Annotated in this window: 15 protein-coding genes and 1 pseudogene; 7 read left to right on the top strand and 9 right to left on the bottom strand. The window is 63.8% G+C overall.

Annotated features, from left to right (window positions below; translation table 11 throughout):
• Nucleotides 1–214 precede the first annotated feature (214 nt).
• Both VSR71_RS28310 and VSR71_RS28305 read left to right on the top strand, forming a co-directional pair.
• The gene (locus VSR71_RS28310; protein ID WP_115683960.1) at nt 215–1,366 is read left to right on the top strand and encodes an integrase domain-containing protein; all 1,152 of its coding nucleotides are present in this window, start codon (nt 215–217) and stop codon (nt 1,364–1,366) included.
• Between the two features lie 124 nt (nt 1,367–1,490).
• Nucleotides 1,491–1,769, top strand: coding sequence for an HU family DNA-binding protein (locus VSR71_RS28305; protein ID WP_115683959.1), 279 nt, complete (start codon nt 1,491–1,493; stop codon nt 1,767–1,769).
• Here VSR71_RS28305 and VSR71_RS28300 read toward each other — a convergent pair.
• The 9 genes and pseudogenes from VSR71_RS28300 to VSR71_RS28260 form a co-directional block, all read right to left on the bottom strand.
• A pseudogene (locus VSR71_RS28300) lies at nt 1,747–2,561 on the bottom strand (DNA/RNA non-specific endonuclease). The gene VSR71_RS28305 and the pseudogene VSR71_RS28300 sit on opposite strands and share 23 nt — an antisense overlap.
• 228 nt (nt 2,562–2,789) lie before the next feature.
• Nucleotides 2,790–3,380, bottom strand: a complete 591-nt coding sequence (locus VSR71_RS28295) for a hypothetical protein (RefSeq protein ID WP_115683958.1) — start codon at nt 3,378–3,380, stop codon at nt 2,790–2,792.
• Nucleotides 3,381–3,435: 55 nt separating this feature from the next.
• Entirely contained in the window at nt 3,436–3,708 is a 273-nt protein-coding gene (locus VSR71_RS28290) for a hypothetical protein (RefSeq protein WP_115683957.1), read from the bottom strand.
• 42 nt (nt 3,709–3,750) lie between these two features.
• Nucleotides 3,751–4,779, bottom strand: a complete 1,029-nt coding sequence (locus tag VSR71_RS28285; RefSeq protein WP_115683956.1) for a phage Gp37/Gp68 family protein — start codon at nt 4,777–4,779, stop codon at nt 3,751–3,753.
• Nucleotides 4,776–5,075, bottom strand: a complete 300-nt coding sequence (locus VSR71_RS28280; RefSeq protein ID WP_115683955.1) for a hypothetical protein — start codon at nt 5,073–5,075, stop codon at nt 4,776–4,778. The genes VSR71_RS28285 and VSR71_RS28280 overlap by 4 nt, the downstream gene beginning before the upstream one ends.
• Nucleotides 5,076–5,211: 136 nt before the next feature.
• Nucleotides 5,212–5,646, bottom strand: coding sequence for a DNA translocase FtsK (locus VSR71_RS28275; protein WP_115683954.1), 435 nt, complete (start codon nt 5,644–5,646; stop codon nt 5,212–5,214).
• Nucleotides 5,647–5,659: 13 nt separating this feature from the next.
• Nucleotides 5,660–6,874, bottom strand: coding sequence for a DUF1173 family protein (locus tag VSR71_RS28270; protein ID WP_115683953.1), 1,215 nt, complete (start codon nt 6,872–6,874; stop codon nt 5,660–5,662).
• A 9-nt stretch (nt 6,875–6,883) separates the two neighbouring features.
• Complete coding sequence (locus VSR71_RS28265) at nt 6,884–8,344, bottom strand: 3'-5' exonuclease (protein WP_115683952.1); 1,461 nt, start codon at nt 8,342–8,344, stop codon at nt 6,884–6,886.
• Entirely contained in the window at nt 8,341–8,784 is a 444-nt protein-coding gene (locus VSR71_RS28260) for a hypothetical protein (protein ID WP_115683951.1), read from the bottom strand. The genes VSR71_RS28265 and VSR71_RS28260 overlap by 4 nt, the downstream gene beginning before the upstream one ends.
• Nucleotides 8,785–8,945: 161 nt before the next feature.
• Between VSR71_RS28260 and VSR71_RS28255 the strand changes: the two genes are divergently transcribed.
• From VSR71_RS28255 to VSR71_RS28235, 5 genes are all read left to right on the top strand, one after another.
• Nucleotides 8,946–9,458: a hypothetical protein gene (locus VSR71_RS28255; protein WP_115683950.1), complete on the top strand. Its 513-nt coding sequence runs from the start codon at nt 8,946–8,948 to the stop codon at nt 9,456–9,458.
• Nucleotides 9,459–9,616: 158 nt separating this feature from the next.
• Nucleotides 9,617–9,826 carry a hypothetical protein gene (locus VSR71_RS28250; RefSeq protein ID WP_115683949.1) on the top strand — a complete coding sequence of 70 codons (210 nt, stop codon included), beginning with the start codon at nt 9,617–9,619 and terminating at the stop codon, nt 9,824–9,826.
• A 135-nt stretch (nt 9,827–9,961) separates the two neighbouring features.
• The gene (locus VSR71_RS28245) at nt 9,962–10,888 is read left to right on the top strand and encodes an N-6 DNA methylase (protein WP_115683948.1); all 927 of its coding nucleotides are present in this window, start codon (nt 9,962–9,964) and stop codon (nt 10,886–10,888) included.
• 371 nt (nt 10,889–11,259) lie between these two features.
• Nucleotides 11,260–12,930 (top strand): PRTRC system ParB family protein, encoded by a 1,671-nt coding sequence (locus VSR71_RS28240; protein ID WP_115683947.1) that lies wholly within the window; start codon nt 11,260–11,262, stop codon nt 12,928–12,930.
• A gap of 68 nt (nt 12,931–12,998) precedes the next feature.
• Nucleotides 12,999–13,448, top strand: coding sequence for a PRTRC system protein E (locus VSR71_RS28235; RefSeq protein WP_115683946.1), 450 nt, complete (start codon nt 12,999–13,001; stop codon nt 13,446–13,448).
• The last annotated feature ends 8 nt before the right edge of the window (nt 13,449–13,456 follow it).

Raw genomic sequence — 13,456 nt, 5'->3', positions numbered from 1 at the left:
TTCGTGCAGCGGACAGTCACGACGCATTGCTTCCATGCTCAGGGCTGATCGGTTTGGCATCGCTAAAGGACAGGAAGGTGGTGGGTAAGGCCGGCCAGGGTGGGCCGGAAAGCCGGGGGTGGTATCCCGGCGCACTCGAGGGGCATGTCCGAATCGGGGTCGGTGATTGCCCGGGAAACTGCGCCGTGCACTGTGTGGCGCCTTGGGGCTCAGAATGAGAAAGACGATCAACCTCCGCGCTGTCATTAGCCAATACGAGCTACCGGAGCGGTTCAAGGACGAGTTCGCCGTTCTTGCCGCGGACAATCTCCATTTGCCGCACAGCGGTACGCGCGTGAGCGGACGGTTCCTGTCGCAGATGTCGCAGCGCCAGCGGATTCAGTCGCTCCTGGCCATGTTTGTGGAATTGCGACGGGTCGGCGGCATGGCCGTCACATCGCCCTACAGCATCAGGCAGAAGCACATCGCCTGGCTCGTGCGGCATTGGGTCGAGGCGCGCAAGCTGAACGTGGGGACCGTGGAACTGCGCCTGACTCATCTGCGGGCCTTCGCATCCTGGATGGGCAAGGCTGGTATGGTTGGCAGGATCGACGATTACATCGTCAGGCCCGACGGTTACGTGCGCGGCTACGTGGCAACGGAAGACCGGTCTTGGGAGGGGAAGGGAATCGACGCGGCGGCACTGATCGCGGATATCGCGCGGACTGATGCGCATGTCGCTTTGCAACTCAAGCTGGAAGCCGCCTTCGGGCTCCGAGCCAAGGAAAGCTGGCGCCTGCGCCCGGCTCACGATGTACTGCCCACAGGGACCCTGCATGTCCATGACGGCACAAAGGGCGGTAGGCCGCGGCGTGTTCCGATCGAGTTTGGTTGGCAGTATGAAGTCCTGGGCCAGGCCGCAACGCTGGCTCATGCGACCAACCCGGAGCGGGGCACGCTGATCCCAGCGTCGTTTACGCAGAATCGCTGGCGCAGGCGCTTCTATACCGTTCTGGAGAAGCATGGCGTCACCAAGAGCGGTGCTGGTGTGACGGCACATGGCCTGCGCCACCAATTCCTGCAACAGATGTACGAGCGAGAAAGTGGCCAGGCGGCCGCTGTGAAGGGCGGCGGTCGGGTAGTCGATGTGGCGGCTCACAGGGAAGCGATGCAAAAGGTCGTTGAGGCAGCAGGCCATAGTCGGGCGACAAAGGCGAATGCCTACCTCTCAACCTACTCGACACAGTTGAACTTGGGCCAGAAGGACCCGACGCTGGACGAGATCAAAGCCGCGATTGTCGCGGCAGATGGCAACAAGGCGATGGCAGCACGGCGTCTCGGGATCTCGCGTGCGAAGCTCTATCGGCTACTTGCCAGCCTAGGTTGAGAGGAGCTCAACTCAGTTTTCCCAAAAGCTTGCTGCATTTGCGACACTCTTGCCGGGAAACTGCATGTCGCAAGATGATAAGTTGCCCCTTCAATCCAACGTAACGCATCCTTAGGAGAAGTGCATGACGAAATCTGAACTGATCGACGCGATCGCGGCGGGCGTGGAAGGCCTCACGAAGACCAAAGCCGAGCAGGCCCTGAACGTGACACTGAACTCGATCATGGAAGCAGTGGCCCGGGGCGATACGCTGAGCCTTGTTGGCTTCGGCTCTTTCAGCAAGGGCGAGCGTGGCGAGCGCATCGCGCGCAATCCGCGTACAGGTGAGGAAATCGAAGTCGGGGCTGCCAAGACCGTGAAGTTCAAGGCGGGCCAGAAGTTCAAGGAGGCGTTGAATTCCTGATTGTGCCTTGCATGCCAGCCCAGCGAACCGATGCTTCGCGTGCGGGCGTGGAGAGGCTATCGTGCGTAAGCCGCCGCGAGCGCCAGCATGGTGCTCGCCGTGCGAGCAAGCTTGTGCAGCGGATCTGCCGCCGGCACAGCTGTGGCAGACTCGGCGCCGACCAGCCACGCGAATGAGACCTTCCTGGCTCACGCTCGCCCGGGTGCGGCGTAGGCGGCGGCAAATCCAACGCTGTCATGCGCATGGGCGCCGGCAGCGACGGAAACGGGTCCACGCCGACGAAGTGAGCCAGCTCCGCGATGCTCGCGACGCTGTAAGCCGGGGTCGCGTCATTGCGCGCGATGTAGGCCGCGGCGCCCATCCCGGGCACGTAGATGGCCTTCCACACGAAGTCCGGGATCTGAATACGGCCTCGCAGCGTGCCGGCGTCCCGGATAAACGCAGGGCCGGTGACCACGTAGGCGGTGCCGACCTTGCGCACCAGGCGCCGGGTCGATGTCTCGAGGTGGCTCCATGTGCGCCGGTTGGAGAACGGGTGCTGTGGGATGACGTTCGCCAGGCTGAAGCTCTCCGCCTGGGATGCCTTGTCGCCAAAATCGCGCTGGGCGCCAGGTGCCCCCGGTCGAACCCGGCGCCGCGCCCGTAGTCGTTCAGGCTGGCCCGCTCGTTGCGCGCGAGCCTCGGTTCCTCGTAGAAGTCGCTGTCGCGCGGCAGGTCACGGGCTGCGTCGACCGCCGCGCGTGTCAAATGCTCGGCCGACCAGACAGCCGTGCGCGTTCGCGCGGAATGCATGAGCGCATAGGCACGAAAGCAGAGGAGACGGTTCTCGGCATGCCTGCCGATGGCAGGTGGCCGGCCATCGGCGAAGACCTGGGGGCATGCGGATTGCAGTGAGTCCCTGGCGCTCGCCTCGCCGGCTGAGAAGCACAGGACGAAAGCAAGGGTGGAAGCGGCTATGGTGCGCAGCATGGAATGTTCTCAAGCAGGTAGAGCTTCCAGCTTGCCGCGGCCGGCGGGAAGTCAAGGCTGGGCGCTATCCGGCAGACTGTCCACGGCGCGCGCGACAAACTCCTCGAGGATCGGGAATGGCCATGGATCGTCTTCCTTGGCTTCCTCGGCGATCGCCGCAGCCATGGCCGGGACGTGGTCGAACCTGACCATGGGAGCGCCATCTATATAGATGACCTTGGAGCGGCGCACCAGCTTGCGGTACCGTCCCGCATCCTCGAGCACCGTTTCGGGCGGGGAGACGTCCCTGAAGTCGACGCCTGGCCGTGCCAGCGCCGCGGCCATGGCCGCGAATTTTGGGCCGTTCGAGGTCCAGTCTCCCGCGGTGGAGGCGAGCAGGTTCAGGAAATAGGGAATATCGGAGGCGGTCAGTTCCCGCCGGGCAAGCATGGAGATCGTCTGCTCATCGGCTGGCCGGTGTTCCACCCGCGTGTTCCAGATGGCCTGCAGTTGTGCGAAGGCCGTGTCGCTGTCGGTGGATTCGAGGCGGACCGGTGGCGTCGAGACACCGCATTCCTCGCAGACAACGACGGCCTGGAGACGGCCGGCGATGAATAGGGGGGCGCCATCGCAGTGGGCGCAGTTTAGCAGGCCGGTTGGCATGGCGGGATCCGGGATGGAGAAAGCCGGAATTATGCCCTGCGCCGCCGGCCGGCAATCAGGATTGGTCGTCGGGCTGTTCGAACATCGGCTCGTTGATGGCCAGGTAGCGTGTTGAGGTGCTGAGCAAGCCGCGGCGGGCCGTGCCCTGGAAACCCTGGAGCATTTCGCTGTGCTCGCGAAGGGCCCGGCCGATTTGCCAGAATTCATTGAGCCAGTGACCCGGCTCGCCCATAGGTCCCCCCATCCTGCCGGTGGCGATCGCGCCGCGGATCGCGAGAACGGTCTCGGGCTCGGGATACTCGGATGGGTCGTTGTCAAAATGCTGCATTGCTTCCTTGGTTGAGTGCACTGATTCTTCGAGCCCGCCACGTCAGGCGGTCTCCTTGTAGAGGGCTTGGCGACAGGCTTGTGCGATATCCGCACTGCTGATCGGAAATTCGTCGTGTTGTTCGCCATCGAGCAGACGGCCGGCATGGCGCTTTCCTGCGCGGTGGACCATGGACCAGCCATCAGCGCTGGACGCGCCGGCAGGGTAGCCGGCGGCTTCAAATCCACCATGCACCGCGCGCCCGTCGCGCGCCACCGCCGCAGTCTCGTAACGACCTGCCCCAAAATCGCCCGACCCTGGTGCCCATTCGCCATGCTGCTTGAACAGGAACGGAACGCCAGCTGCGGCGCACTGGTCGCGCAACGAGCGGGGCCAGTCCGGATGCATCGGCCGTGCACCAGGACCGCTCTCGCCCCCAGCAATGACCCAGTCGATCATGGTCGGCGCGCCGGCGACGGAGAAGACATCGACGTGGCCCAGCAACGGCTCCATCGATAGGAACCGCATGCTGGCCGGGACGCGCATCAGCTTCGGGATATCCCGGTCGGCCTCGCACTGATTGACCACCGTGGCGCCGAGCCAGATATCGGCGGGAGCGTTACCTTCCAGCCAGCTGTCCAGCCACTGCGCCGTCGAGCCGCTGTCGCCCCTTGCCAGGAGGTGCTCCAGGGCTGCCTCGAGCCGACGCGTAGCGTTACCAATCCGCTTCGACAGGACCAGCTTGTCGAGGTTCGGGGTTCGGCGCCAGACTTCCAGCACGTCAATGAACCATTCCAGCGGCACCGCGTTGTCGAACATGTCCGCCAGGCTCGCACAGAAGACGCGTTGCCGGCGGCCATGGACGGCGGCAAACGCCGCATGTCGGGCATCCCAAAGCAGCGGCTTGCGCCAGTTGGCTGCCGAGGTGCGCCGGCGCGGCGCGCCCGGGCCCCAGTTGATGGCGATGCCTCCGGCAAACCTGGCGTTGCGGGCCTCGGCATAGCAGTGGTCGCAGCCCGGGCCGACCTTCTGGCAGCCTTCCCACGGATTCCATGTGTGGTCTGCCCACTCGATGCGGGTGTAATCGCTCATGCCGGCATGCCCTCGAACATGTCGATCGTACGGGTGTCGCGGTCTGGTTGCCACTCCGCGGCGAGCAACAGGTGGCCGATGGAAGTCGCTCCGTCGCCGCCGTACGGGGTATCGGATTCGGTCCAGCCGTCCTTGAGGTCGGCAGGCGCGCGCACTTGGCCCGCCAGGTCGTAGCGCGGCTCGGCGCAATCGCCCTCGATGTCCCGGCGCTCGCGCCTGGCGGTCGCCAACGCTGCCTCGGCGTCGTCGCCTTGGATGACGGCGCGGTAAACAAGTTCTATGTTGAAGAGGGGCATTATCGAATCTCCTCGCCTCGCAATGCCTTCATGGACGGGGAAGGCGCGGTTGGGTTGCTTGAACTGGATGCGATCCAGCGTAGCGCGTACAGGCAAGTCAAGGAAAGGGATACCGGCTCGCCATCCCGGTGGTCCCTCAGCGCCCGGCCAGGTCAGCACTGGGCCGGAAGCACACGACGGGGAACTCGAACAGCGTCGCGCAAGCGCACCCGTCGCCACAACGCGCGGAGACTGTCGCCTCTTCAGCAAGCCCGTGCCGGAGCGCGGCCGCGCGCAGTTGGTCCGCGTCGATCCGATCCGTGGTCAGCGCGCTCAACACCTCCTGGGCGAAGCCGGTGAGTCGCGCCAGTTCCTCGCCAATGGGGCCGTGGATGTAGAGGTACAGGCCGTTCTGCATCTTGCGCACGGCCATCGTCTCGGTGGCCATACGTTGCAGCAGTGCTTCTGCAGCTCGCCAGCCGACCCGCAGATGGCGCTGGATGAGCGCAGTCGACGCCGCGCGGTGCTGGTGGACCAGCTCGACGGCCTGGTGGAACAACTCGTCGTTGAGGGATGCGTCGTCACGCTTCATGGGCTGCCCCCGATCACTTCGCCGCCGGCGGCAGCTGGACCGAATCCAGCGCCTGCGTGGGCGCCTCCCATTCGACCACGGACATGCCGGCGCTTCGGTAGTGCTCACGCTTGGACGCCGTTCTGGCGTCGTACTCCGGGTTGCCGGTGAGCCCAAGGACTTCGATGATGACCTCGGCAGCCGTATCGGTGAGGACAAAATCCGGGTGGACGGGCGCGTTGCCGAGGTGGCGCAGCGGCTTGCGGAAAGCGCGGCGTAGCCCGATCAGGTGATCGGCCATCGCCACTTCGTAGGTGGAGTCGCAGGGCAGGAATTGCGCGTTCGTCAGCAACGCGGCGCCGTCCACGATCGTGAGATAGTTCCTGTCAACCGGCTTTTCGACCAGGAACACGGCTACACATCGCAGATTCGGCTGGCCAGCCCCGGCCAACGCCGGTCCGTAAGAGCGCTGCAGGCGCTCGTACAGCGCGCTGCTCATGAAGCACCGCAGCTGCGTTTGCCGGAGAACGAACTTTGCTCCGAACTGCGACGGCTCGTGCGACGCAACCTCGGCGATCAGCAGGCCTCGCCGGCTACCAGAGGCGGATGGTGTGAGCCTGGCCAGCCACGCATCCAGTTCCGCCAGGATCTCTGCTTTGCGCGCGGGGTCCCAGCGCTCGAGGATATGGAGCGTCTTGTCGGCGGGCTGGCTATTGATGCGGCAATCCGCCAGCTCGGCGCTCAGGTGGGACCAGCAAGCGCTCCACCCCCGTCCGCCCGTGCCGGGCCAGAGGTTCAGCCCGGCCTGCTCCCACGCGAACTCAAGGAAGGCAAGCAGGCCTGCGGTGCGCCGCTGCGGCTTCCTCGATTCGCCCTCGGGGTTGGATTGCACCGGTTTCGCCGGCGTGCGGCTGCTGATCCGCTGACTCGCTTCAAGGCGGATATCCAGCGCGCCGTTGCGGAAGGGGAATGGGTCCAGTTCGGTGCCGGTACCGCCTTTGCCGGTGTTGCGGCGTTGGAAGGGGCAGCTATCGCCGTGCAGCTGAGCCTGTTCGGGCCAGCGCGCGAGCAGGAAGATCTCGCGGTGGCGCCGGATGACCAGCTTGGGTCGTGGGCGCCCGGCCGTGCAACCGCACTCGGCAAAGCCTTGTGTGGTCTTCGCGCGTTCCAGCAGGCGGGAATGCCGACCGGGGTTTTCCAACACATCTTCAAGTGGCAACTCGCTGTTGCCAACCCGCACGGTGATCATGGGCTCCTCCTAAACTCCGGCGTCACGGAACATGGTGTACAGGTCGCGGCGAATCTCGCTGATGTCCAGCAGCTGCTTGGCCCGGGTCATCGCGACATACAGCAGCCGCATTTCTTCCGGCGACATGCTCAAGTCGCCTTCGTCGTTGCTCTTGAACTTGAAGTCGCCGGCGAGGTGAACCCGATCCCACTCCAGGCCCTTGGCCCGGTGCACGGTGCTGACGATGTAGTCGGCGTCGGCTTCGGGGAACACCCGAGTGAGGATCAGGCGCAGGTAGTCCACTCCCTCGTTGTCGATCAGCTTCACCAGCGGCTGCAGGTCCCGCCCGGCGAACGATTCGGCGTGCTCCTGGACCTCCTCCCAGGACTCGAAGAGTGCCAGCGTGGCGGGGTAACCAATGCGCTGGCCGCGCATCAGCAATTCGGCGCCGTCGGCGAAGGCCTTGAGTTCCTCGACATTGGCGCGCACGGCGACTTTGTCGCCGCGGGCAATACCTTGGGCGAGGTGGGTCAGCACCGTGGCGTTCTTGCGGCACAGGATGGCGTCGAAGCGGTCATGTCCCGGCGTGGAGTCCTGCAGAATCCGGGACTCGATGTGATCCTGGCCCCGGACCGGCACGTCTTCGTCCATCAGCTTGAGCACCCGGCTTGCCAGCTGGGCGATCGCCGGTCCAAACCGGAAAGATTCGGTGAGCGAACGCTCGGGCGCCCGAATGTGGTCCATCGCATTGACTGCGCCGCGCCACTCATAGATCTGTTGGTAGGGGTCCCCCACATAGACCACTTGCGCCTGCTGGGCGCGCAGCACCGACAGTATCAGGCCGTCGGCATCCTGCGCCTCGTCGAACAGGATGAAGTCCGCACCAATCGTCGGGCGGCTTCGCTCCCAAAGCTTCACATACACGTCGTGGGTGATGGCCGATGGCGTCGCGGGATCGCAGTATTCCTGCCACAGCCGATGGACGTGCGGGAGCAGGGATTCGCGCAGGTGCTCGGCTTCCTCTTCCCGGATGATGGGCTCGACGGGGATATGCCAGGCGAGCGGCTCGCCCTGCGCGGAGCGGCAGAAGCGCGCCGCGCCGTCCATCACCATCCGAGCGACCTTGCTGGCGCTCAGCTCCAGATCCTTGCCGATGGTGGTGGGCAGGCGAATCGGGCCCAGGCTGTAGCGCAAGGCCAGCTGATGGGGTGGCTCGACCGGATTCTTGAGCTTGCGGGTGATTTCGGGACGGGTGGCACCGTAGGCGATCGAATGTACGGTCCGGCAGCGGGTGTTGGACGGGAACTTGCTGGCGGCTTCGGTCGCAATGTCCTTGTTGAATGCGAGATAGAGGCCCCGGGCGCGGCCGCGAGCCTCTGCGGCCATGCGCAACGTGGAAGTCTTGCCGGCGCCGGCGTACGCCTTTACCTTGAGGGCACCACCGGCGCGTACCGCCTCGACGACACGCTCTTGTTCGTCGGTAGGCGTCATGCCATCTCCAGTTGTTCTGGCAGGCTCGCAAGGACCCGTCGCCTGATGGTCAGCGCGTGTTCGCGGGAGGCTGCGGCGCGTTGCGCAGCCTCGCCACTGACGGTGTCCACGATGTAGGCGAAGTAGAGGGCGGTGGTGGGGCCGGTCCACGCCAGCCACTTGGTGCGAATATCCGTCCGCTGCTCGGCCGTCAGCGAGAAGTAGACAGCGCGCTTCTCGCGCCAGACGCGGGCGTGTAGTGTGCGCATCGCCGTTTCGAGCCTGTCGGAGCGCCGTTGGCGGCGGGCCAGTTCCTCGTCGGCGGAGTGCTGTTCGGCGGCCACGTGTTCCGTGAAGAGCGGGTATCGGTCGCGCTCGCGCTGCTGTTTGCGCGCGAAGGCGGCCACGCGGCGGGCGTTAAAGTCGATGGGGTCGTGGCGTCCGAGTCGGGTGAATCGCATGGGCGGCAAGAAGTTGGATGGTCTAAGACCAAGATACCGGCCCCGCACCGAAGTCAAGGCGCCCGACGGACGAGGTTTGCCAAACGCTATTCTCCCGGCCCGGCCGGCAGTAGTTGTCGGTGAAAGCTATAGAATTGGGGCCATCTTTTACGGAAAACGTCATGGCGTCCCCCACCACCAGCTTTCGCGAAGTGTCCCTCGGCACCCGGCCTGCCGGCGAGCGCGAGTTCATCCCTCCGGGGGACCCGCAATACGGGGAGATCGCGCGCCTGGATGCCTTCACGTTCAAACGCTATCTGGATCGGGTGTTCTGGCATCCACGGCCGGAGGTCGTTCGCTTCGAGGTCAGGGCGCTGCCCTCGTCGACAGGCAGTGTCTATGACGTCGTCGCTCTCGTTGCGACGGGGGAGGGCGACGACTGGTTCTCCGAAGCCGCGGTGCCGCAGCGCTGGGACTACGTTGCGATCAGCGAAACCAGCCACGGGCTGTCAAAACTGCAGGCCGCGCGGCTGAAGGAGGAGGGCAAACTGCCCGAAGACTACACGCCGTTTGGCGATGACGGTCCGATACTGGATCACTCGAACCTGGAGAACCCGGAAGAGGTTGACCTGCGCCGCTGGGATGTCATCAATCGCCTGCGAGAAGCGAGCCGACGGCGGCGCGCTGAAGGTTGACCGCGCCCCGGGTCTTGTCCATCGGCGTCAATTCGCTGTAATATCCGCCCGATTCTCCGCGCTTTCAGCGCATCGACCTTGCCGGCGTACCGGCCATCTGCTTTTCCACCCATTGGGGCTTTTCCCAATGGGGAAGGCTCCATTTCCGGAGCCTGTCCATGCTTATCTCCTCCCGTACCAGCACGCTGGCCGTCCTCGCGACGGTTCTGAACCTGTTCGCGGCGCTGTATTTCGTTGTGACCACTGGTGACGATCGTCTTGCCGCAATGCAATTGCACATCGTTGCCGAAATCGAGTTTCTGGTTCTGATCAGCTGGCTTCTCGCGAAGCTGCTGAATCTGGATCCCAAGCCTGCCACCGCCGCCTGACCTTACCAGGTCACCGGCCAGCTCCTACCCGCCGGGAAGTACTTTCCCGGCCTTTCGGAACATGTTTCCCCACCTGCCTCCCCAACCCAGTAGATCGAATCGCTCTGCGTACCCATTTCTGCGTGAGGTGCAGGGATGAGTCGCGCCGCCAAACGCAAGTTCGAGGTCAACGCGACCGATCCTCATCAAGAGCTGTTATCGCTCATCAAGTCGTTCGGCTATCGGCATAGCACCAACGATGTCTTCTCAGATTTTGTGGAGATGTCGGCCCTGGCGATTAGCAACGCTGTTGACCGACACCACTATGACCCGCGTGAGAAGCGCTATCTTGAGATCGCGAAGAAGTACGATCGCGCCGAACTGAGCAAGTTTTCCGAGATGCTAGGTGCGCTCACCATGACGTTTGAGGATCGGGTTCAGCGCCTGGTTCCGAACGGGGATGGCTTAGCCGATATCCTCGGGCAGACCTACATGATGCTCGACCTTGGCAATGAGCGCGCGGGCCAGTTCTTCACGCCATACACCGTTTCGCGGCTGATGGCGGGTATCAACGTTCGCGACGGCAACCCGTACGTCGATCGAGACGGATTTGTCACGATCGAGGAGCCGGCATGCGGTGCCGGCGGCATGGTCATTGCCTGTGCTGATGCGCTGCATGACGCCGGCCGCAATTACCAGCAAACGATGCATGCTACGTGCATCGATATCGATGCACGGTGCGTTCACATGACGTATCTGCAGCTGTCGCTGCTCCACATCCCGGCCATTGTCATCCATGGCAATGCGCTGAGCGTGGAAGCGTGGTCGAGCTGGTTTACGCCAGCCCACATCCTCGGGGGATGGGGCGCGAAGCTACGTCGAAAGCGGGCATCCCAGGCGCGGGCGGAGGTCTCGACCATGCCCGAACGGGATCATGAAAACTCCTCTGAAGCATTGAGCAAGTCCCAATCGCAGGATGTTGAGTCAGGGGCGCTGGAACTCGACGCATCTCTGATGCAACGGGCAGCGGCCAGGTCCGTCCCGCGAATCTTCGTTCCTGACGATCAGCTTGCGCTGTTCTGAAGAAAGCACGTCGAAATTGGCGAGCTTTTGGGTGTCAGCCGGTACGGCATGGCCCTTATGATGGTTTCCGTAGCCCCCGCTACGGAAACCCTCTCAGATGCACTCAGCCCTCCACGTGAGGGCTTTTTTTTTTGCCTGTCCCAACGCCAGAACGGCGGGCCGGCGCGCGGCTATTGATCGGGGAGGGTGAGTTCGGCTATCCTTTCAACGCTTTCCGCGTCCAAGACGCATCGACCTTCGCCCCTTTTGGGGCCAGCTTCTGCAGTTTGGTGGCCTCCCGCTTTGCCGGGCCAGCCCACCTTTCCATCCCACCGGGAACCTGTTCCCGGTGCGGCAACGGGTTCCCCATTCCGTCCCGGAGAACCCAAAAGATGCAAAACCCCACTGTTGTCATTGGCAAGATCCGTCCTGGCCGTAATCCGCGCAAGTACTTCGATCCTGTCCAGATGGCTGAGCTGACCGAATCCATCCGCCTGGATGGTGTCGTCCAGCCGATTCTGATCCGTCCCATTGAGGACGATGAGAATGGGCATGAGTACGAAGTGGTGGCAGGTGAACGCCGCTACCGCGCCGCACTGGCAGCCCATGGCGAGGAATACCAGATCCCCGTCACCCTGAAGGTGCTGACTGACGCCGATGCAGACCGCCTGGCGTTGATCGAGAACGTGCAGCGTGCCGACATGGCGCCCTCCGAGGAGGCCGTGGCGGCGTCGCACATCGTTGGCCTGTTGAAGGGAAACCGTGACGAGGCGGCCCGCGTCCTTGGCTGGTCGCGCTCAACGCTCGACAAGCGCCTTGCGCTGCTGAATTGCAGCGAATCCGTCCTGGAGGCACTGAACACGCGTGTCATCCAGCTCGGCCATGCCGAACTGCTGGCTACGCTTGCCAAGGACAAGCAGGACAAGCTCCTGCCGGTCATCGTCAGCGAAAAGAAGTCGGTGGTGGAGTTGAAGAAGACTATCGAGGCGGCCGCGTGCAGCCTGGAATCGGCCATCTTCGACAAGTCCGACTGTGCCGCCTGCCCGCATAACTCCTCGTTGCAGACGGAGATGTTCGGTGAGGCAATCGCCACCGGCAACTGCACCAACAGGGCCTGCTACAACGAAAAGAACGACCGCAAGCTCGAAGGCATTGCCTACGGGCTCAAGGAAGAGTTCCCGATCGTGCGCATCGTTCGCACCGGCGACAACCATACCCGCATTCAGCTGAAAGTGGATGGCCCGACCGGCGTAGGCGAGGAACAAGCCAAGGCGTGCCATGCCTGCCAGAATTTCGGTGCCGCGGTGAGCGGCCTGCCGGATTCCATGGGCAAGGTGTTCAGCGGTCAATGCTTCGATACGGCCTGCAACCAGCAGAAGGTGGCAGCCCGAATCAAGGCAGAACGTGACGCCGCCAAGGCACCTGCTGGGAAGCAGGGCGCTGGCAAGCCGGCGGCGGCAACGAAGGGCGATAAATCCTCCGCGGCCGCAGAGAAGCCTGTCACGGTGATCAGCGAGTCGGAGAAGGTGAAGCAGTACCGCACCGAACTCTGGCGCAAGGCCCTGCGCAAGGAGGTCGCGCAGAACGCCGAGCAGGCCAATGCCTATCTCCTGTCAATCGCCATGCACGGGCTGTCGCGCAACATCAGCGGCGACGTGATGGGCAAGTTCTTTGAGAAGCTCACCGAACAGAAACCATCCTCGACCCTGCAGGGCTGCCTCACGGCGGTCCACGGCATGGGCGTCGGACGGCGCCAGCAGCTGACGATCGGCATGACGGTAGCGGCCATCGACGGCATGGAGGTGAGCAACCTCCGTGAGTTGTGCCGGTACCACAAGCTTGATCTGCGCCATCACTGGAACCTGCAGAAATCGCAGGACTTCCTTGAGATGCTGACCAAGTCCGAAATGAAGGTTCTGGCAGACGAGCTCGGCATCCGCAAGGTGCTGGGCGATGGCTTTGCCAAGCTGTTCGGCAAATCGAAAGCAGAAGTGGTTGCTGGCCTCCTGGCCGTCAATGGCTTCGACTACAACGGCAAGGTCCCCAAGGTCCTCGGCTATTGATTCATTCACTGGGGGGCGCGCTACCGGCGCGCTGCCCGTCATTCCATTTTCCCCAAAAGGATTCACCTATGTTCACTGAACTGGCTGCGCTCGTGCGCGCGAGTGAGAAAGTGGTCGTCACGCTCACCATGCAGGGCGACCTGATGTCTGTTGTCGTTGTTCCCGTCATCAAGAATGCGGCGGATGCTGCGCTGACCACGCCGCTGGCGCTGTCGGCCACGCCCGCCGAACTGGACGAAGGCTTCGCGCAGGCCCTGGCCAGCGTCACCGCAGCCCGCCAGTCGCTCGCAGAGCAGGCCGAGGCCACCAAATCCATTCTCGAAGCGGCCAAGTCCTCGCAGTCGAGCAAGGCCACCAAGGCACTGGTCAAGGCTGCGGCACCGTCGGATGCGTCAGACTCGTCCGATGCCGAGGAAGGCGATAGCAAGCCGCAAGAGGCTGCTGGCGGCGATGCCTCGGCGAAAGCCGAAGGCAGCGCTGCCACCTCGGGCGGTACGGATCTAGCATCGTTGCTCTGAAGGAGGCT

The sequence above is a fragment of the Cupriavidus oxalaticus genome, from assembly GCF_038900635.1.
In the GTDB taxonomy this organism is placed as follows: Bacteria; Pseudomonadota; Gammaproteobacteria; order Burkholderiales; family Burkholderiaceae; genus Cupriavidus; species Cupriavidus oxalaticus_B.
Note: the sequence above shows the minus strand (reverse complement) of the source record. Positions and strands in the feature narration are given on the sequence as shown.